This is a genomic window from Achromobacter seleniivolatilans, from assembly GCF_030864005.1.
GTDB classification, from domain to species: domain Bacteria; phylum Pseudomonadota; class Gammaproteobacteria; order Burkholderiales; family Burkholderiaceae_B; genus Achromobacter; species Achromobacter seleniivolatilans.
In genome coordinates this window covers 2,426,819-2,447,236 of the sequence record NZ_CP132976.1, presented here as the reverse complement: position 1 = coordinate 2,447,236, position 20,418 = coordinate 2,426,819, and the positions used below count along the sequence as shown (strand labels likewise).

At 63.1% G+C, this 20,418-nt stretch carries 15 protein-coding genes; 11 read left to right on the top strand and 4 right to left on the bottom strand.

Annotated elements, in window-relative coordinates; genetic code table 11:
* The first annotated feature begins 117 nt into the window (after window positions 1-117).
* From RAS12_RS10770 to RAS12_RS10750, 5 genes are all read left to right on the top strand, one after another.
* Complete coding sequence (locus RAS12_RS10770) at window positions 118-906, top strand: SDR family oxidoreductase (protein WP_306948118.1); 789 nt, start codon at window positions 118-120, stop codon at window positions 904-906.
* A 61-nt stretch (window positions 907-967) separates the two neighbouring features.
* Window positions 968-2,209 (top strand): styrene monooxygenase/indole monooxygenase family protein, encoded by a 1,242-nt coding sequence (locus RAS12_RS10765; protein WP_306948116.1) that lies wholly within the window; start codon window positions 968-970, stop codon window positions 2,207-2,209.
* Entirely contained in the window at window positions 2,164-2,796 is a 633-nt protein-coding gene (locus tag RAS12_RS10760; protein ID WP_306948115.1) for a flavin reductase family protein, read from the top strand. The genes RAS12_RS10765 and RAS12_RS10760 overlap by 46 nt, the downstream gene beginning before the upstream one ends.
* A gap of 25 nt (window positions 2,797-2,821) precedes the next feature.
* Window positions 2,822-4,444: a phytoene desaturase family protein gene (locus tag RAS12_RS10755; RefSeq protein ID WP_306948113.1), complete on the top strand. Its 1,623-nt coding sequence runs from the start codon at window positions 2,822-2,824 to the stop codon at window positions 4,442-4,444.
* Complete coding sequence (locus tag RAS12_RS10750; RefSeq protein WP_306948111.1) at window positions 4,441-5,337, top strand: SphA family protein; 897 nt, start codon at window positions 4,441-4,443, stop codon at window positions 5,335-5,337. Before RAS12_RS10755 ends, RAS12_RS10750 begins: the two co-directional genes overlap by 4 nt.
* On the opposite strand, the gene RAS12_RS10745 is transcribed toward RAS12_RS10750, so the two are convergent.
* Window positions 5,334-6,158 (bottom strand): AraC family transcriptional regulator, encoded by an 825-nt coding sequence (locus tag RAS12_RS10745; protein ID WP_306948109.1) that lies wholly within the window; start codon window positions 6,156-6,158, stop codon window positions 5,334-5,336. The genes RAS12_RS10750 and RAS12_RS10745 overlap by 4 nt on opposite strands.
* A 158-nt stretch (window positions 6,159-6,316) precedes the next feature.
* On the opposite strand from RAS12_RS10745, the gene RAS12_RS10740 reads away from it, so the two are divergent.
* Window positions 6,317-7,087, top strand: a complete 771-nt coding sequence (locus RAS12_RS10740) for an alpha/beta fold hydrolase (RefSeq protein WP_306948107.1) — start codon at window positions 6,317-6,319, stop codon at window positions 7,085-7,087.
* Window positions 7,088-7,111: 24 nt separating this feature from the next.
* Here RAS12_RS10740 and RAS12_RS10735 read toward each other — a convergent pair whose 3' ends face one another.
* Window positions 7,112-7,867 (bottom strand): sulfite exporter TauE/SafE family protein, encoded by a 756-nt coding sequence (locus RAS12_RS10735; RefSeq protein ID WP_306951410.1) that lies wholly within the window; start codon window positions 7,865-7,867, stop codon window positions 7,112-7,114.
* 367 nt (window positions 7,868-8,234) lie between these two features.
* On the opposite strand from RAS12_RS10735, the gene RAS12_RS10730 reads away from it, so the two are divergent.
* The 5 genes from RAS12_RS10730 to copD all read left to right on the top strand — a co-directional run bounded on the left by RAS12_RS10730 (window position 8,235) and on the right by copD (window position 19,409).
* Window positions 8,235-15,296, top strand: coding sequence for an autotransporter outer membrane beta-barrel domain-containing protein (locus RAS12_RS10730; RefSeq protein ID WP_306948105.1), 7,062 nt, complete (start codon window positions 8,235-8,237; stop codon window positions 15,294-15,296).
* 171 nt (window positions 15,297-15,467) lie between these two features.
* On the top strand, window positions 15,468-15,872 hold the full coding sequence (locus RAS12_RS10725; RefSeq protein ID WP_371321271.1) for a DUF2946 family protein: 405 nt from the start codon (window positions 15,468-15,470) through the stop codon (window positions 15,870-15,872).
* Window positions 15,873-16,036: 164 nt separating this feature from the next.
* Complete coding sequence (locus tag RAS12_RS10720) at window positions 16,037-18,100, top strand: TonB-dependent copper receptor (protein WP_306948101.1); 2,064 nt, start codon at window positions 16,037-16,039, stop codon at window positions 18,098-18,100.
* A gap of 61 nt (window positions 18,101-18,161) precedes the next feature.
* Window positions 18,162-18,524, top strand: a complete 363-nt coding sequence (gene copC, locus RAS12_RS10715; protein WP_306948099.1) for a copper homeostasis periplasmic binding protein CopC — start codon at window positions 18,162-18,164, stop codon at window positions 18,522-18,524.
* Window positions 18,525-18,527: 3 nt separating this feature from the next.
* Entirely contained in the window at window positions 18,528-19,409 is an 882-nt protein-coding gene (gene copD, locus RAS12_RS10710; RefSeq protein WP_306948097.1) for a copper homeostasis membrane protein CopD, read from the top strand.
* Window positions 19,410-19,425: 16 nt separating this feature from the next.
* Here copD and RAS12_RS10705 read toward each other — a convergent pair whose 3' ends face one another.
* Both RAS12_RS10705 and RAS12_RS10700 read right to left on the bottom strand, forming a co-directional pair.
* Window positions 19,426-19,797 carry a VOC family protein gene (locus RAS12_RS10705; protein WP_306948095.1) on the bottom strand — a complete coding sequence of 124 codons (372 nt, stop codon included), beginning with the start codon at window positions 19,795-19,797 and terminating at the stop codon, window positions 19,426-19,428.
* Window positions 19,798-19,829: 32 nt separating this feature from the next.
* Window positions 19,830-20,342, bottom strand: coding sequence for a ClbS/DfsB family four-helix bundle protein (locus tag RAS12_RS10700; protein WP_306948093.1), 513 nt, complete (start codon window positions 20,340-20,342; stop codon window positions 19,830-19,832).
* Window positions 20,343-20,418 lie beyond the last annotated feature (76 nt).

Below are 20,418 nucleotides of genomic sequence, written 5' to 3'. Positions count from 1 at the left end.
ACGTTTCATCGATTAGGCGCAGTCCGCGGATAGCGGCCGCCAGATCCGGCTACTGCCGCCTGGGCGCGCGGCGCCAGTATTCACCCCACTCAGTCAGCAATGCGGGGAGGTGATGCGATGAAAGGTCTGGAAAATAAAGTGGCCATTGTGACCGGCGGCGCCACGCTGATCGGCGCGGGCGTGGTCCAGGCGTTGCGCGCCCATGGCGTGCGCGTGGCGCTGTTCGATATAGATACCGCAGCGGGTGAACGCGTGGCCGCGGCGGACGCGGCGGGTACGCGCTATTGGCCGGTTGATATCACCGACGACGGGCAACTGGCGCGGGCAGTGGCCGATGTGGCCGCCCATTTTGGCCGCATCGATTACCTGGTCAATCTGGCCGCGACCTATCTGGACGACGGCGCCGCGTCTGGCCGCGCCGACTGGTTGCGCGCACTGGACGTCAATGTCGTCAGCGCAGTGATGGCCGCACGCGCCGTCCACCCTCATCTGATCGCCTCCGGTGGCGGCGCCATCGTCAACTTCACCAGTATCTCGTCGCGTGTCGCGCAGACGGGACGATGGCTGTATCCCGTGTCCAAAGCGGCGTTGGTGCAGGTCACGCGCAGCCTGGCGATGGACTTTGCAGCTGACCGAATCCGTGTCAATTCGGTGTCTCCCGGCTGGACCTGGTCGCGTGTGATGGACGAACTGACGCACGGCGACCGCGCCAAGACGGATCGAGTCGCCGCCGACTATCACCTGTTGGGCCGCGCGGGCGACCCCGCCGAAGTGGCCGCGGTTGTCGCCTTTCTCTTGTCGGACCACGCCAGTTTTGTCACTGGCGCCGATTACGCCGTGGATGGCGGTTACTCCGCCATGGGCCCGGAACAGGCGCAGCCTGCCATTGCGCGTCTGGCTGCCTAGTCTGGATCAAACCGGCCTGCGGCCAAGGCGGCGGGCAAAGCAAACGAAAGGGAGAACGACGATGCGTCGGATCGCGATAGTAGGTGGCGGGCAGGCCGGACTGCCCTTGGCCCTTGGGCTGCTCGGCAAGGGTTACGAGGTGACGGTGGTGACCAACCGCGAGCCGGACAGTATCCGTCTCGGCAAGGTGATGTCCAGCCAATGTATGTTTGACGCCTCGTTGCAGGTTGAGCGCGACCTGGGATTGAATCAATGGGAAGCCGAGTGTCCTACCGTCGACGGCATCGGCCTGGCGGTTCCGCATCCTGAATTGCCGGGGCGCAAACTGATCGACTGGGCCGCGCGTCTGGATAAGCCCGCGCAGGCCGTGGATCAGCGCATCAAGATGCCGGCGTGGATGGAGTTGTTTGAAGCGCGCGGCGGCAGGCTGCTGATTCAGGATGGGGGCGTGGCAGAGCTTGAGTTGCTGGCAGCCTCGCATGACCTGGTGTTGCTGGCGGCCGGTAAAGGCGAGGTCGTCAAGCTGTTCGAGCGCGACGCGCAACGGTCGCGTTTTGACCGTCCGCAGCGTGCGCTGGCGCTGACCTATGTGAACGGCATGCGTCCGGCGCCAGATTATTCGCGTGTTGCCTTCAACCTGATTCCGGGCGTGGGCGAGTACTTTGTGTTCCCCGCGCTGACCACGGGCGGCCCTTGCGAAATCATGGTGTTCGAGGGCGTGCCGGGCGGGCCGATGGATTGCTGGCGCGACATCAAATCGCCGCAAGAACACCTGGCGCAAAGCCTGAACATTCTGCGCACTTATTTACCCTGGGAAGCTGAACGTTGCAGCGCGGTGGAACTGACGGACGCCAACGGCATCCTGGCCGGCAGTTTCGCGCCTACGGTGCGTAAACCGGTGCTGACCTTGCCGTCTGGCCGCCTGGTCTTCGGCCTGGGCGACGCGGTGGTGACCAACGACCCGATCACGGGGCAGGGCTCCAACAACGCAACCAAGGCTTGTGCCGTCTATCTGGACGCCATCCTGGCGCATGGCGACCAGCCGTTCACGGCCCAATGGATGCAGCGCACCTTTGAGCGGTTTTGGGAATACGGCGACGCCGTTGTGGAATGGACCAATTCCATGCTGCTGCCGCCCGCGCCGCATTTGCTCAAATTGCTCAAAGCCGCTGACGACTCGCCCGCGCTGGCCAGCGCCATTGCGAATGGATTTAATCATCCTCCTGCATTTTTCCCGTGGTGGAATGATCCCGCGGCGTGCGAAGCGTTCATCGCCTCCAAGGCGGCGCGGGCGGCGGCATGACGGCGGGCCGTGCTCCGTTGCCGCAGCCTGATGCGGCCATCCCGCACGCGGCGGCCGAGGCCAGCGGCAGCGATAACGCACCCGCGCCTTTGGACTGGGGCAGCACCGATCTGCATCCCAAGATCCTGCGGGGCGTGTTGGGCAGCTACCCCACGGGCGTCGCGATTGTTGCGACGCGCTGCGAGGACGGCCGCAAGGTCGGGCTGACGATCAACTCGTTCGCGTCGCTATCGCTGGACCCGCCCATGGTGCTGTGGAGCCTGGTGAATCATTCACCGAATCTGGCGGCGTTCCGCGATTGCCGCCACTTCACCATCAGTGTGCTCGCCAGCGGGCAGGAAGCGTTGGCGATGCGTTTCGCCAGTTCGGCCGTGCCCGATAAGTTTGCCGGCACACCGCTCGACGAGGTGCCCGAAGGCGTGCCGGCCATTGCCGGCGCAGTCGCCACGCTGGTCTGCGCCAATGATCAACAAAACACGGCGGGCGACCACCTGCTGCTTTTTGGCCGAGTGCTGCGAGTGGCCAGCGTGGCAGCCACGCCGCTGGTGTTTCATGCCGGGCGCTTCACCGCGCTGACCGCCGCGTAGCGGCTCTTCCTGTGGGAGTGAACCGATGGCCAAGCCATCAGATGCGCAGGTCATCATCGTCGGCAGCGGCATGAATTCGCTGGTCTGCGCCGCACTGTTGGCGCAGCGCGGAAAATCGGTATTGGTGCTGGAGCGCAACGACCGCCTGGGCGGATGTATACGCACCGAAGAACTGTTTCCTGGCTATCGCCACGATGTGCTGTCCTGCTGGTATCCGCTGTTTGTCGGCAGCCCGGCCTACGCGGCGCTCAAGCCCGCGCTTGCCGAAGCCGGGCTGGAATTCATGCAGTGCGGCTATACAACGGGCTTGGTCTTGCCCGATGGTTCCGGCCTGGCCCTTACTCAAGATCTGCAAGATACCGCCAGCCGGTTGGACGCCTGGGCGCCGGGCGACGGCGCGGCGTTTGCCGCCATGGCGCAGCGCCTGTTCGGCAATGACGCGGCGCTGACCTTTGGGCTGCTGGGGCAAAACCCCTATGGCGCGGGCATGTTCAAGCTCTTGTTCAAAGAGTGGCGCAAACGGGGCATGGACGGCTTGGCCGCTTTTGCGGCCGCTTCGATGGAGCCGTTTCGCCGCTGGGCCGAGCGCGAGCTTCAGTCGGATGCGGCGCGCGCGATGATTGCGCCGTGGGTGCTGCATACCGGGCTGGGTCCAGACGATGCCTGCTCTGCCTTGATCGGCAAGCTGACCTTCGCGGCGGTGGTGGCGGGCGGCATGCCGGTCGTGAAAGGCGGCGGCAGCGGCATCGTGGCGGCGTTGGCAAAAGTGATTGAACGCCACGGCGGCCGTTTGCTGACCAGCACGCCGGTTGAACGCATTCTGACGCAAGGCGAAGGACGTCGGCGCCGCGCGGTGGGCGTGGTGGCAGCCGGACGTGAATACCACGCGGCCGACGCAGTGGTCTGCAATGTGACGCCGGGCCAGTTGTACGGACACTTGCTGCCCGATGCGCCCGCGCCCGTGCGCCAGCGCGCCGCAGCCTACCGCTATGGGCGCGGCGGCATGCAGATTCACTTCGCCCTGAACGCGCCGCCCGATTGGTTGACGCCCGAACTGCGTCACGTGCCGCTGGTGCATCTGACCGAAAGCATGGAGCAAGTCTGCGCGTCGGTCACGGAGGCCAACAATGGCCTGTTGCCGGCTCGCCCCACGCTTGCTATCGGTCAGCCTGTTGCCGTGGATACTTCGCGCGCTCCGGCCGGTGGATGGATTCTGTGGGTGCAAATGCAGGAACTGCCGGTGCGCGTCAAAGGCGATGCCGCAGGCCAGATTTCAGTGCCTGAAGACGGACGCTGGAACGCGGCCCTGCGCGAAGCCGTTGCAGACCGCGTGCAGGCGCGACTGGAATCCGTCATGCCGGGTCTGGCGCAGCGCATCGTTGGCCGCCGTAGCTATTCACCCGCCGATCTTGAAGGGATGAACTGCAACCTGGTTGGCGGCGATCCGTATTCGGGCGTGTGTTCGCCCGATCAGTTTTTTTGGCTGCGCCCCTTCGCGGGCAGCCAGGGCGCGCGCGGCCACCGGACGCCGCTGCGCAATCTTTTCCACATCGGGGCCAGTACCCATCCAGGCCCCGGCCTGGGCGGCGGCTCCGGCTATCTCGTCGCGCAACATCTGGCGCCCCAGCGGGGCAGGAGCGGAACATGAGCAGACACCTTGAACGCCGGCGGCTGGCCTGTGCCGTGGCATTGGCGCTGGCCAGCGCGGGGGCTTCGGCCACCGAGGGTGGCGGGCTGGGCATCTACCCGGATGGCCTGGAGAACTTCATGTCGGGCGCGCTGCCGCCGCCCGGCGTGCATATGCTGGTCTACGGTGGCGGCGCCCGTTATGACACGCTGCGCGGCAATGATGGCGAACGCGTGCCAGTGCCCGGTTTCAAAGTGGATGTCAACGTGCTGGCGCCGCGCCTGATCTGGGTGACGGAGCAACAGGTGATGGGCGGGCAATTGGCCTTTCATGCCATTGCGCCGCTGCTGGACGTTACGTTCAAAGCAGCGGGCGAGCGCTACCGCAGCACCGGCCTGGGCGACATGACGCTTGGCGTGGCGCTGGGGTATCACGTGTCGCCAACGCTGCACTATGTGGTGGGTCTGGACATGTATGCGCCCACGGGCGAATACAACCGCAATGATCCGTCCAGCCTGGGCAAGAACTATTGGACGGCGCAACCGGTGTTCGCGCTCAGCAGGATCAGCCCGGATGGCTTCAATGCCGATCTGAAGCTGATGTATGACTTCAACTTCCGCAACTCGGCTACCGACACCCGTTCCGGCCAGGCGATACACGCGGACTACGCGCTGGGTTGGGGCGTGGGCAAAGGCTGGGTGCTGGGGGTAGGCGGCCATGCGTTCCAGCAGGTGACGGATGACAACGGCCCGAACAGCGCGGCCGGGCGCGCGCGCGCGTTTGGCTTGGGGCCATCCGTCCGGTATCTGAACGACAAGGGCTGGCTGTTCACCGCCAAATGGCAGCAGGAATTCAAGGTGAAAAATCGGCCGGAAGGCTCGCAGCTGTACGTGAAGCTGGCGATTCCGTTCTAAGCGTGGCGCTCGGGCCTGGGGGGCTTTCCGGCTAGCTCAACCCGATGCGTGGCTTCCACGTATTGACTGGGCGTTTCGCCCAGCACGCGGCGAAATGCGGCTGCAAAGGCGCTGGGACTGGCGTAGCCGAGGTCCAGCGCCACCCGGGTAACGGGCTGCCCCGCGCTCAGGCGTTCAATCGCCGCCATTAGACAGACCTGCCGCCGCCACTCACCAAACCCTACGCCGGACTGCGTTCGAAACAAGCGCGTAAACGTGCGCCGGCTCATTCCTGCTTCTGCGGCGGCGTCATCCACATCAACGGCGATCGACGGCTCTGCGAACAGACGCTGGCAGATGCGTGCAAGACGCGGGTCGGCGGGCAAGGGCGCGTTCAGCGATAGCTGCGGCATTGTGGCGATCTCCGCCACAAGCAAGGCCATCAACTTCCCGGCGCGCCCCTCATCGTCGTACAAGGCCGGCAGATCCACGGCATCGTTTAACAGTTGCTTGAGCAAGGGCGAGACCGCATACACGCCGCAATGCACCGGCAGCCCCGCCATGCGCACGGCCTGGTCTGAGACGAACGCATTCAGCATGGTTACCGAACCGCTCATGGTCATTTCGTGCGTAACGCCTGCTGGCAGCCAACAGGCGCGTTGCGGCGGCACGAGCCAGTTGCCTGCGGCTGTCGACACGCTGATCGCGCCGCAAGACGCGAAGGCGAATTGCCCGCGCCGATGCGCATGCAAGGGGAACGTCGAGCCAGCCGGATAGTCATTCATGGTGACGACGACATCGCGGGGAATGTCCTCGTAGGGATCAAGCAGGGTATTACGCATGGCCTGAATTCTACAATTATTGACCTGTTGTCGAAGGCGGGCTGGTCTTGCCCTTTATACGATGCAACGCGTGGCGCTTCGACTGACTCTTGGCCCTTCGTTGAAAGCCAAGCCAATCGCAGTCGCCTGTCCCATCGTGGTGGCGTTTCGGAGTTGATATGCCCAATACATTTCATCGGGTGGGGCAGGGGCCCCATCCTGTCCTGGTGCTGCATGGCTGGTTTGGTGATGCGCGGGCATTCCAGCCCATCGAACCATGGCTGTCGCAGGACGAGTTCAGCTATGTCTTCATGGACTACCGCGGATACGGCGGTATGAAAGAAGCCAGCGGCGAATACACAATCGATGAAATCGCCGCCGACACGCTTGCCCTTGCCGACGCGCTTGAATTCCAAACATTCAGCCTGATTGGCCACTCGATGGGCGGCATGGCGATCGAAAAAGTCGCTGCGCGCGCTCCTGAGCGTGTTCGTGCGTTAATCCCTCTCGCGCCTGTCCCGTGCGGCGGCATTGCGTTCGACAAAGAGAGGCGCGCATTATTTGATGGCGCGGCCCAGCGGCATGACCACCGCGCGGCCATCATCGACCGTAGTACGGGCAACCGTTTGCCGAGGTCCTGGGTCGAATGGAAAGCGGCCTATTCAGAGGCGTGTTCATCGAAGGACGCATTCGCTGCGTATTTTCGCGCGTGGGCTGATACGGATTTTCGCCATGAGATTGCAAGCGATCATCCAATGGCTATTTTCATTGGAGAACATGATCCGGTCTTCAATCTGAAACTGATGAGCGAGACGTACTTGCAGCGCTATCCGCGAGCGACCGTTCAGGTTCTGGAAAACGCAGGCCACTATCCGATGAACGAAACGCCGCTTGCATTGGTGGCTGGTCTGGAGCGCTTCCTGATGAATACGGAAAAAGAAAGCGCTTGATCAGATTGCGTCTGAACCGCGGCATCAGGCCATGCGTTCCAGCAAGCGTGGAACAGAAGAGGCCAAAAGCGCCAGGCCCGACGCCGTCAGCAGGCTCAAAACTATCTGCCGGAAGCGCGCCTCGCTGATGCCGATGTAGAGCTTGGCCCCGAGCAGCGTGGGCACCAGCATCGCCGGCGCCACGATGGCGAACATCGGAAGCATGTCGCGTGTCACGATGCCGGTCGCCAGGTAGGTGCCCATCGTCACCATCAACATGGACAGATTGAAGTTCTGGATGATGGCGCGCTGCTTGTCTTTTTCAAAGCCGCGTAGCGTGCACCACAGCGTGGGCAAGGTGCCCGAAAACCCGCCAATGCCGCCCAGCACGCCGCCTGCAAAACCTGCCGCGCCGTCGGCCACGCGTCCGCCCGCCGTGATCTTTGGCAGGTTCTTGGCCAGCAACATGGCGGGGCACCAGACGATCAGCAAAATTCCCAAAAGCGCCTTGAACCAGTCCATGTCCAAATGGGGCAATACGGCCACGCCGAGCGGAATGCCAGCAAGGCCGCCGATCACAAAAGGCAGCAATTGCTTTCGATCGAAACCACGCCGTACCGTGACAGCCGCCAGAATCTGACCCACCAGCGCGCCAAAGACCGCCAGCGTCGCAGCCAGCCGCGGCTCCAGCGCCCAGGCCCAGAAAGACATCGCCACCAGCCCGAACGCAAAGCCCGACAAACCTTGCACGAAGCCGGCGACGATCGCGCCCAGGGCAACTACCAGATACACCGATTCCATCGTCATCCTCTTATGTTTTTGCTGGCCTCGCCTGTCTCCCGTACGGCGAGTTGAGGCAATTGTGGGTCAGCGCCATAAGTAAAAAATTCTATTTCTTGATGGATGGATACTGGTTTTCTTATGGGGGGTTCGGGTTTTGACGGCCTAGCGGGGTATCCACGGCCTACGACTAAAGTCCGATGTCCTGTAGACCGTTAACCAGTACTGTCCGACCTTACTTTTGACCCGTCACCCAATTCCGCCTGGCAATCAGGCTCAAGGGGAGACGGTTTTGTCTTTTGCGGGCCGGTTACATCATGGCGTGGCGGATTGATCGCTTCGTACGCTGGCTCAGTCCGTAGTTTCTGTTGACCCAGGATGTAGCCGCATGTCGTACCGCGTGTTTTCCCCCCGCCCGAACCAACTTGCCGCAGCGATTGCGGGTGCTTTGTTGAGCAGCGTGGCTTCCGCCCAGGCCGCGCTCACTTGCCCACCGGGGGGCAACGGTCTTAGTTGCAACCTGACGGGTTCGTACTGGAGCCCCGTCGTGGTGCAGCCGCCTGCCGGCCAGAATTCACCCGTTCCGCAGATGTCCGTCACGACCGGCATGAATATCAGCGCGGGAGTGACGGCGGGTTTCACGGCGGGCTTGTCGGTGTTGGCCGAAGGCGCAGCCGGCAACCCCAGCGGTGACTTGAACGGTGGCAGTGCGGGTAGCCTCACGGTCAACAACAGCGGCAGCATCGTTCTAAGCGCGAACTACGTCATCACGAATGGTCCCATCTACGGCGTATTGGCTCAGATGCGGGGCGGCGATGCGGCCTCTTCTAGCGATGACAAACACGGAGGGGGCGGCGGCAACGCGGGAACCAACGGGATCGTCTCGTTGACCAATTCAGCGTCGGTCGACATGTCGCAGCTGTCCACCGTTACGGCGGCAGGCGGGGCAGCAATTGCGGCCTTGAGCCAGGGCGGCGCGGGCGCAGGAACCAATGACGACCATAACCCCTATGGCCCTGGCGGTCAGTCTGCGGGGGCCCGGGTCAATAATTCCGGCAGCGTTAACGTCAACCTCATGGGGACGGCCCGCTTTGCGGGCATCCAGGCTTCCAGCAACGGCGGGAACGGCGCTGATCAATACGACGGCGGCAGCAACTACGGCGGGGGTTCGGGCAATGTGTCGCTTCAGAACAGCGGCCAAGTGCTGGTGAACTGGACCTGGGCCAATAACAGCTCGGGCAACGATGCTGGCGTGTACGGCATCCTGGCCCAGTCCAAAGGTGGCAACGGCGGCGATGCACTCTCGAATGGGCTGGGCAATGGCGGTGCGGGCGGGAACGCAGGCAGCGCGGTCGTCACGCTGCTGACCGGCGGGTCCGTCAAGGTCAACCAGTCCGGAACGCCGCCAGCTGCTGGCGCTGGCGTTGCCGCTATTGTTCTGGGCGGCAATGGCGGCAACGGCTTGGCCGACGAAGACGACGTGCTAGGCGGCAACGCGGGCAATGCAGGCGCCATCAATGCTGGGGCGCTGCCGTCCCAAGCTTCCGTACAGATCAACAACACTGACACCAGCGTCATCACGACGGGCGACAAGCTCCCTGCATTGCGCCTGTGGGCGCAGGGCGGCGCGGGTGCTGGGCAGTTCAATACGGGCAGTTATCACGACCGCCACGGCGGAAGCGGCGGAATCGCCGGGGATGCGAGCCTGTCGGTGCAGGCGTCCAGCGTGGCAATTTCACTGTCGACGACCGGCGACAATTCGGCCGCCATCCAAACCTTGCAGCAAGGCGGCGCGGGGGGCGCCGGCGGCGCCTACGGCGGCGACGGCCTTGGTATAGGCGGCAGCAACGCTGGCAATGGCGGGGCGGGCGGCAATGCCGGAAGCCTGAGCGTCCAATTGAATGGCAGTGCGGCTTTGCCGATCACCATCACTACGACCGGTGCGCAATCTCATGGGGTGTATGCCGCGCTGGAAGGCGGTCTGGGTGCTGATGGCGGCATCCTGACCGGCACCATCGGCGGCGGCCAGGGCGGCAACGGCGGCACGGGCGGCAGTACTGGCGCGATGACGGTGACGCTGCAAGGCACCCGCATCGCGACTCAAGGCAGCTCTGCGTTTGGCGTTCTTGCGCAGAATCTTGGCAACGACGGCGGGGCGGGCGGTAGCAGCACACAAACGGTGGCGCTGGGTTCGAACGGCGGCAATGGGGGCTCGGCGGGAAACATCACGTTGACTACCGATGCGGCTACATCCATTTCCACGCAAGGACAGGGCGCGCTGGGTATCGTTGCCCAGACGGCCAGCGGTTCGGGCGGCATTGCAGGTTATGCCGATGGACAGACGAGCGGATCGGCGGGCCAAGGCGGCGCTGGCGGCAGCTCCGGCGCCGTCACCGTCAATAACGCAGCCCGCATCACAACAGGCGGCACCGATGCGATCGGCATACTTGCGCAATCGCTTGCCGGCGGCGGTGGCGCCGGGGGCGCGAATTCGGGCGTTATTTTCAGCAAGGGCGGCTCGGGCGGAGAGGGCGGCGCGGCGGGGACAGTCTTCGTGTCGACCTCGGGTCAGATCGTTACGGCTGGCGATGTGGCGGTAGGCATCGTCGCCCAATCGATTGGCGGGAGCGGCGGCGTGGCAGGCAGCGCGTCCGGGCTGGGTTATTCGCTGGGTGGCGACAGCACGTCGAATCCGTCGCTCTCCAATGGCAACACGATCAATATCAACGGCTTGTCATCGGGATCGATCAGCACCAGCGGCGTCTCCGCGATTGGCGTACTGGCACAGTCTATCGGTGGCGGAGGGGGCGCGGGCGGCGCGTCCCAAGGCAAGGTCAGTATTGGAGGCACCGGCGGCAAGGGCGGCTATGGCGGCGCTGTCGCTGCCAGTCTTGAGTCCTTTCTGATTCAGACAGCGGGCGACAACGCCTATGGTTTTGTAGCCCAATCCATCGGTGGCGGGGGCGGCAATGCCGGCAATGCCGGTAGCCTGGGCATCTTCTCGTCAAGTGCGCTCGGCCAGACTGCGGGCGGCGGCGGCTCGGGTAATGGCGTGAGCATCAACCTCGGCAATAGCAAGATAGTCACGCAGGGAACGAAGGCGGCTGGCATCGTCGGGCAGTCTATCGGCGGCGGCGGTGGCACGGGGGGCCGGGCCTTTGGAACTTCCGTCAGCCCAGGCATCAGTGGCGCCGTGGCCGTGGGCGGGCAAGGCGGTACCGGAGGCAATGGCGGAGTGGTCAGCGCGCAACTGGTTGCCAGCAGCATCGCCACGGGCCAAGTGCCAGGACTGACAGGCACCGGGTGCGCTACGCAGCCATGCGCCCCTACCAACCTTCTGCCTGTAGATGCATTTGGGGCGGTCATCCAGAGTATTGGCGGCGGCGGCGGGCTAGGCGGCAACGCCACGGCCGAGGCCGCTGCCATCTCAATACCGATCACGCCGAATGGAACGCAGCTCTCTATTTCGGCGGCGGTTTCGCTGGGCGGCCAGGGCGGGATCGCGGGTGATGGTAATTACGTCACGTTCGCTACCGCTCAAGGCGCCAAGATCACAACGGCGGGGCAAGGCTCGCACGGGGTGCTGATCCAGAGCATCGGCGGCGGCGGCGGCGCGGGCGGCGACTCGTCCTCGCTGGCGGCATCACTGGGCTACGGCGAGATCGAAGGCGGGACATCGGTGTCCGTGGACACGTCTTTCGCGCTTGGGGCGGGCGGCGGTGCGGGCGGCAATGGCGGCTCGGTCTGGTCGGCCGTGGGCGGTTTGATCAACGTGTCGAATGGACTAGCGGCCTTTACCGCCGATGCGGCCTCGGGGCCAAGCAGCAACATTACGACCTACGGCGACTACGCTAACGGCATAACCGCGCAATCCATCGGCGGCGGTGGCGGTAATGCGGGTTTTGGTAGTACCAACACGCAGAACTTTGGCACCGGAACCAATGTTTCGCCGTCGTTGGCTTTGGGCGGTACCGGTGCGGGAGGCGGCAACGGCGGCACCGTCGGAGTGCAGGTCATGCCAGCGGGCGTGGTGCAAACATGGGGCTCCGGCGCTATCGGCGTGCTGGCGCAAAGCATCGGCGGCGGTGGCGGGGCGGCCCAAGGCGGGTCGTTCACCGTCACCGGAGCGACCTCCCACGTAGGCGGAAACCTGTCGATCAAGTTCGGCAATCAAGGTGCGGCGGGCGGTCACGGCGGGGCCGTCACTGTGGCTGTTGATGGCGCGATCGTTACCAACGGCGCCGACGCGCCCGGTGTGCAGGCGCAGTCCATCGGCGGCGGCGGCGGGCAGGGCGGTTCGGCCGGCGCGGATGCCTCTTTCGACAATCCCATCCTTGCCTCGCTCAATGCCCGCGCTGCCGCCAGCGACGTGGCCAAAAATATCGCAAGCTTCATCCAGAAGGGCAAAGGCAGCGGCACCTTTCATTTCGATGCGTCCCTGTCGTTTGGCGGCGCAGGCGGGTCCGGTAATACCGGGGGCGCGGTGGGCCTGACGCTTGGCTCGGGCGCGACGATTCAGACCGTTGGTGATTGGTCCGCTGGCATGTTTGCGCAAAGCGTGGGCGGCGGTGGCGGCAAAGGCGGCACCGCATTCGCCACTGGCACAGGATGGATTGACCCGGCGGTCTTTGATCTGAATACCAACCTGTCGCTGGGCGGCGCTGGGGGCTTCGGCGCCGATGGCGGCGCCGTGGCCACCGCGCTGAACGGCGGCGCCATATCGACGCAAGGCTTCGCGGGCGCCGGGATTTTCGCGCAGAGTGTGGGCGGTGGCGGCGGCCATGGCGCGAGCGGGTCTGACGGCTTTGTTGGGACGCTGGCCTTGGGGGTAGCCTATGGCGCGACAGGCGGTGGCGGCGGCTCGGGCGGCGCGGTCAGCCTCAGCACCAGCGGCACTCCCACAGTGATTTCCACTTCCGGCGAAGCCGGGTTTGGCGCGGTGCTTCAGTCAGTGGGCGGCGGTGGCGGCTTTGCTGGCGCGGGCACCAGCCTGAGAATCAGCGCGGCCGACGACACGATCCCTTCGTTCCAGATCAAGGTGGGCGGCACCGTCAACGCAAGCCAGGGCAATGGCGGCGCAATTACCGTCAATGACACCAGCGGCCTGATGATCTCGACGGCGGGCAACAATGCCTACGGCATCATCGCGCAGAGCGTGGGCGGCGCGGGCGGGATGGCCATCAACTCGCAGAATCAGCAGCGGCCCCAGGGGATCGTGACATCAGTAGTGGGCGCTGGCGTAAGCTCGCTTTCGCCCAATCAGGGCGGCGCGGTGAACGTCAACCTCGCGCAGCAAAGTCAGATCTTCACGACCGGCACGGGCGCCCATGGCGTGATCGCACAGTCGGTAGGAGGCGGCGGCGGCATTATCGGCCTGCCCGGCACCGCCGCAAAGCTGACCGTGGACCAAACCCAGAGCGGCATGATTACCGCCGGTTTTGGGTCTGGCGGCGCCGTGAACGTCACGGCCAATGGTTTGATTTCCGTAACCGGGCCCGGGGCAATCGGCATCCTGGCGCAAAGTGTGAGCGGAAGCGGCGGCCTGGTGCTGACTCCGGATGGGCAAACCGTCTATGCGGGCGCGGGTGTGGATCAATGGGACTTAACGTGGGGCGTAGGTACCGTCAACGTCAATGTCGCCCAAAGCGGTGTCGTCGCAGCGGGCGGCGTCAATGGCGTCGGTATTTTTGCGCAAAGCGCCAACTCCAATAAAGGCGTATCCGTGCAGGTGTCGGGTTTTGTGGCGGGCGGCACGGCAACTTCGGGCGCGGGCCTGTGGGTCGACAGCAAAGCACCGAGTACGCTCGTGGTCGACCAGACAGGTTCCGTGTCTGGCCATGGAGGCACCGCCATTTTGGCGACAGGCGCTGCGCTTGGCGTGACCAACAGCGGCACAGTGTCGGGCTCCGTCGACCTGAACGGCGGTCAGATGAACAACGCGGGTAACTACGTCGCGGGCGCTGAATTCCGCGGCGATCTTGTCAACAGCGGGTTGATCACGCTGGGCGGCGACGAGGCACTTGGCTCGAGCATCGCGCGCACCCGCTACGCCACCACCACACTGACCGGTTCGCTGACGCAGACCTCTACAGGCATCTTGCAGGCGGGCGCAGACTTCAACACCTTGCAGTCAGACGCTCTGGTCGTCAATGGCACGGCCCGTCTTGACGGCCAGTTGTTGATCGCGCCGCGCGCGCTCATGCCCAACCGCGAATTGGCCGTTCTGACGGTCAACGGCGTGCAGTCCGGGTCATTGACCGCGTTCGACTCGCCTATTTTCGATTACGAAACGCGCCAAGCCGGCAACACGACCCACGTGCGAGTGGCAGGCGCTAGCTTTAACGCCAGCGCAATGCAGTTGCGGCGTAACCAGGCCAGTGTTGCCGGGCACTTGCAGCGCACTTGGGATCAAGGCGGCTCGGCGGCCTTGTCGCAGTTGTACGCCGTGCTTGATAACGCGTCCAGGCAGGGCGCGGGCGCGTATCGCGACCGGGTGACAGATCTTTCTCCGGGCGTGGCTCTGGCGCCCGCCGCGCAGATGCAGTTTGGCATGGCGCGCTTTTCCAATGCCATGATGTCTTGCCCCACATTTGTCGATGGCGGAATGCTGACTCAAGAGCAGAATTGCTTCTGGGGCGAATTCTCAGCAAGGCGCACCAACCAGGACGCCGGCAGCGGCTCGTCAGGCTTCTCGTACGACAGCCAGACCTACCAGTTTGGCGGACAGCGCGAGGTTGCGCCTAACTGGTATCTGGGCGGCTCGGTGGCCTACCAGAACACGCGCTTGTATGGAGATGACCGCCGCGTCAGTGGCACCGGCGGCTCGGGTTACGCGGGGGTTGTTCTGAAGCGTCAAGCTGGCGCCTGGACATTCTCTGGCGCTTTGGGTGGCGGCTATGGCTCCTATGATCTGACCCGAAACCTCAACATCGAAACCTTCGATAAAGAGGCCAAGAGCAGCCCTGGCGTGTACAGTTTTGGGGCTCGTCTTCGCGCCGCACGCACCTTTGATCAAGGCAACTTCTACCTCAAACCGTATGCCGACCTGACTGCCACCTACTCACGCATGCCCGCCTATAGCGAATCGGGCGATGTCCTGCGTTTGAAGGTCGACGCCAGCGAGCAGTTTGTGTTGGGCTTGGCTCCAACGCTGGAAATCGGCGGACGCGTAAACCTGCCCAAGGGCGCCGTCATGCGGCCATTTGCCTACGCAGGCGTTTCGTTCCTGTCGGAAGACGGGTGGAAGAGCAAAGCCCGCCTGGATGGCGCAGCAGAAGACGCCGGCAAGTTCACCTCGAACATGCCAACGGCCAACGTCATTGGCCGCGTCGGGGCAGGTATCCAGGTCCTTAACGTCCAAGGCGTTGATTTCCGCTTGCAGTACGACGGTGAGTTTGCCTCGCAAGGCAACAGCCATTCAGGGGCCTTGAAACTGGCAGTGCCGTTCTAGGAATACTCCGCCCGAGGCAAGGCGAGAGCCTGTGCAGACTCGTCTTGTCTCGGGCGGCAATGGACGGCGCCAAGGCTATTGACGCGGATCATCGTGCCCGCTGATGCCCTTGTTTTGCCTGCAATCTGATCTGCTTCCCGTGTTAGCATTTGCGCCGATACAGGGACACGAATGTACGCATGTGCCAATGCCAATAGACGATGGGTCGCGTTCGCCGCGATGCTCCTGTTCGTCTTTCAGGCGTTGATCGCATCTTCTGCGGTGGCCGCTGCCGGCCTTGCTTCCGGCACAGGCGCGGCAACCACCATCATCTGTACGGCAAGCGGCCCGCGCGTCGTGACGCTGGATGTCGAAAGCAAAGGGCAAGACGCGCAGCAACATAGCGGCGCGTTGCCACATTGTTGTACGGCCGGCTGCGCCATGTTGAGCAGCGTGGCCAATACCGAAATATTCATTCTTGCCTGGTTCCTGCCGGCTGCGACGCATGTCGTGCCGCCTCTGGCAGTTGCAACCCCATTCTCCAGCGTGCTTGCTCGATTGCAGCAGCGAACGCGCGCACCGCCCACCTCCGCTTGACGTTTCCCCGCAAGGCTATCGATACGCAAGCGCGCTGACCGCTTTTTGGGTCAAGCGCTGCGGTCCCTCTGCATCCGCGCACGCAGCTTTGGCAACGCTCGCCCCTGACGGGCTGGAGCGGTCCATGGATTGCGCACGCACCCCATTCAAGATTGAAGCCTCATATGTCTATGCAACATGCTTTTCTGCGCTTGAGCTGCCTGGCGGCTGCTATGGCAGCGTCGTTCCCCGTCTGGTCGCAAGCCACCGGTGCGAACGGGATTGCGATCACCGATCCTGTCGTGATCACCGGCGTAGCGCCCAGCGCGCCGCTAACCTTTACCACCGATCCCAAGATCCCGCGGCAACCTTTGCCAGCGAGCGACGGCACGGATTACTTGAAGACAATTCCCGGTTTCTCGGCGGTTCGCAATGGCGGCACTAACGGCGATCCTGTCCTGCGTGGCATGTTCGGCTCGCGCTTGAACATCCTGACCAACGGGACGTCCATGCCTGGCGCCTGCCCAGCCCGGATGGACGCGCCCAGTTCTTATATTTCACCCGAAAACTTCGACCAACTGACTGTCATCAAGGGGCCGCAGACGGTGCTGTGGGGGCCGGGCGCTTCTGCTGGCACGGTCAGGTTTGACCGTGATACCCCGCAATTCACCGAGGCTGGCGTGCGGTTTGATGGCAGTCTTGTTGGCGGCTCGTTTGGCCGCAACGACCAGAACGCCGATCTGACCATCGGCAACGACAAGGTCTATACCCGCGTCACGGCCAACCACTCGCATTCCCAGGACTACAAGGACGGCGACGGCAACACGGTGCCCTCGCGCTGGGACAAGTGGAACGCGGATGTCACGCTGGGCTTCACGCCCGACGCCAACACGCTCTACGAGTTGACGGCGGGCACGGGGGATGGCGAGGCGCGTTATGCGGGCCGAGGCATGGACGGGTCGCAGTTCAAGCGCGAGAGTTTTGGTCTGCGGTTTGAGAAGCGCAACATAGGGACGGTGTTGAACAAAGTAGAGGTGCAGCTCTACTACAACTACGCCGATCATGTCATGGACAACTTCACGCTGCGAGCGCCGGACCCGCAGAGCGCGATGCCGATGGCGATGGCCGCAGACGTGGATCGCGCCACCTGGGGCGGCCGCTTTGCGGCGACCTGGGATCTTGCCGAGAAAGTCAGCTTGGTGACTGGCCTTGATTTCCAGCAAAGCCGGCATCGTTCCCGCAGTGGTACGGATACGATCTCGTATCGTACGCAGAGTTGGGTCAAAGACGCAGACTTGGCCAATACCGGCTTGTTTGGCGAGTTGACGTGGCGTGCGGCAGAAGACAGCCGCGTGATTGGCGGAGCGCGGGTGGACTGGGCTTCAGCCAAAGACTTTCGCCAGGACGATGGCGCCATGATGATGCCCATGCCGAACCCGACAGCTGGGCAGCGGCGCAACGACACACTGCCTAGCGGCTTTCTGCGCTATGAGAAAGACCTGGCTGCAATCCCAGCCACCGTGTACGTCGGCCTGGGGCATGTCGAGCGTTTCCCAGACTACTGGGAACTCTTTTCGCCAGGCAGCGGCCCCACCGGTTCCGTCAACGCATTCAAAGGCGTCAAGCCCGAGAAGACCACGCAGCTGGACTTTGGCGCTCAATACAAAACAGAAACGGTGGACGCGTGGTTCTCGGGTTACGCGGGTTACGTCAACGATTTCATTTTGTTCAATTACACGTCTGGCGGCATGATGGGGCCGGCTTCCCAAGCGACCAACATCAACGCCAGGATCGCCGGCGGGGAACTGGGTGCGTCTTACAAACTGGCGCCCAGCTGGAAGCTCGGCGCCACGCTGGCCTACGCGTGGGGACAGAACCGCAGCGACGGCCGGGCGTTGCCGCAGATTCCGCCGCTGGAGGCCAAACTCAGCGCGGCCTACGATGACGGCATCTGGTCGGCGGGCGCTTTGTGGCGCATTGTTGCCGCGCAAAAGCGCTATGCGCTTAACGAAGGCAATGTGGTGGGCAAGGATTTTGGCCCCAGCGCTGGCTTTGGCGTCTTCTCCATTAACGGCGGATACGCGGTCAATAAACAGGTGCGTCTCTCCGTTGGCGTGGATAACCTGTTCAACAAGACCTACAGCGAACACTTGAATCTGGCCGGTGACGCGGGGTTTGGCTTTTCCGCCAACACCGCCGTCAACGAACCCGGACGCACCATCTGGGCGCGCGTAAGCTTCAAGTATTGATCAATTCAGGCCAGTGGCGCGCTCACAGGCGTCACTGACTAACCGGACTAAGGAGAGTGCAATGTTTAAGAAATCACTGATCGCTGCGATGGTTTTGGCGTCTGTACCGCATCTGGCGCTGGCGCACGCGCATGTTGGAACCTCTACACCCGCCAAGGATGCCGTCGTCAAGACGACGCCCGCTGCGATCACGCTGACATTGACCGAAGGCCTGGAACCCGCGTTTTCCTCGCTGACGCTCGTCAATGCCGCGGGCGACATGGTCGCGACCGGCAAGTCTGCGCTGGCCCCTGACGACAGCAAGACTCTGGTCTTGCCGATAGGCAAAGAACTGCCTGCCGGAGCCTATACGGTGAAGTGGCAGGCGCTGTCCAAAGACGGCCACAAGACTCAAGGGACATGGTCCTTCACGGTCAAGCCGTAATTCATGATGCTTGCCGCGTTCGCGTTGTGCCGGCTTGTTGCCTACGTGTCAGCGATCCTGCTTTTTGGGGCCGCTGCCATGTTGGCGATGAGCGGGTCGCGCGGTCTGAGCCTGTCTGTGGAAGCGATCTTGCGCAAGATGTTGCGCCGAGTAGCGATTGTCGGGGCGCTGGCAGTGCTCTGCCTGTTGCCACTGCAAACCGCAACCATCGCCGACGCTTGGCGGGGTATGTGGGACGCGGACATGCTTTCCGTAGTGGCGTTTCAGACGCGCTACGGACAGGCATGGATGTTGCGCGCCATTGCAGTGTTGCTGGTGGCGGTAGTCTTTCTTTGGGCATCTCCGGCCAAGGCGGGGCTGCGCGCGGTGGCGGCTGGCATTGCGCTGTTGCCGCTTAGTCTTAGCGGTCATGCCGCAATGAACGAGGGATGGCCAGGGTTTGCGCATGCCGCCAGCGATGCCGTCCATTGTCTTGCCGCAGGTTTCTGGTTGGGATCGTTGCCCGTTTTTCTTGGGTTCCTAAAACTCTGGAACGAGCCCGCCTACAAAAAGGACGCAACTCGCGCACTGCTGCGGTTTTCCACTGCCGGGCATATTGCGGTGGCGGCCCTTTTGCTAAGCGGGGCGCTCAATGCCCTGATGATTCTGTGGCCAGCAGGTTGGGATTTGCAGTCAGGCTACCAGCAACTGCTGGCCATAAAAATCCTGTTGGCGCTGGCAATGGTAGCGCTGGCGCTCATCAACCGGTATCGCTGGATTCCCGCCCTGCGGACAAGGCGGGGTGCGGCGCTTTCCCATATTCGCCGCAACACCGTTCTTGAGCTATGGCTTGGCGGAGGGGTGATAGCGCTGGTGAGTTTGCTGGGTCTGTTGGCGCCGCAATGAGTCCGCTTGTGTCGTCCTATTCCTCTTGTGGACGGTGGCAGACGGCTTCCACATTGTGGCCATCTGGGCCGAATACAAAGGCGGCGTAGTAGTTGGGATGGTAATGCGGACGAAGTCCTGGGGCGCCGTTATCTCTGCCACCCGCCGCGATAGCCGCTTGGTAAAAGGCGTCCACTTCCGCCCGCGTAGCCGCTGCAATGGCGATATGCAAAGGAGCCGCAACCGCAGAGCTTGCGTACAACCACAAGGACGGTTTGCCTTGTTTGCCCAAGCCTATGCTGTTGGGGCCCTCCATGGCCAGGCCGACCCCAAGCGGACTTAGCGCTTGTAGAAAGAACTCACGGCTCTGATTGATATCGCTGACGCCGAAACCGATGTGATCGAACATTTCTTATCTCCGTTGTGTCTTGCGTACACAGTTCAAGCAATGTCGTTGGCCTTCTTCCACTTGCGCAACCGGATGCGCGCATTGGCATAGGGGGAAGAGGTATTGAATTGAATCATTCGGCCTTGGGTGTACTTCTCGTACCAAGGCGAGCCATACAGCGCGGTATCGCTTGCCTGTTCGACCAAAGCCACGATGCGAGCATGCACAGCAGCGAATTGTTGCAGCAGCGCCGGATACGGCTGCTCTGAATGATCAGCATAGAATTTCTGCGCCAGGCGGCCCAGTTCGTTCCACTTGTAGCCTGTTTCAGGGAAATCAACGGGAAGCCCCTGGGTCTTGGCATGGCACCACTTGAGCACCAGCAGATTCCAGCCGATCAGGTAGGCCACCAAGTTGGCCACGCTCATTTTCGTGCCCAGCGCATGGCCTTCCAGCGTGGCTTCATGAGCGCGTTCGGGCGGTACCCCGGCAAGATCCACCGCCAATTTCTGATACGTAGTGCGAATCGCATCCAATAGATCTTGCTTGTTCTGAGGTACTGCCATGCCAATCCTCCTGGGTGCCGCAATGTCTCATTAATCGTGCCGATCTGTCTCAATCCGATGATTCTTACGCTGTTAT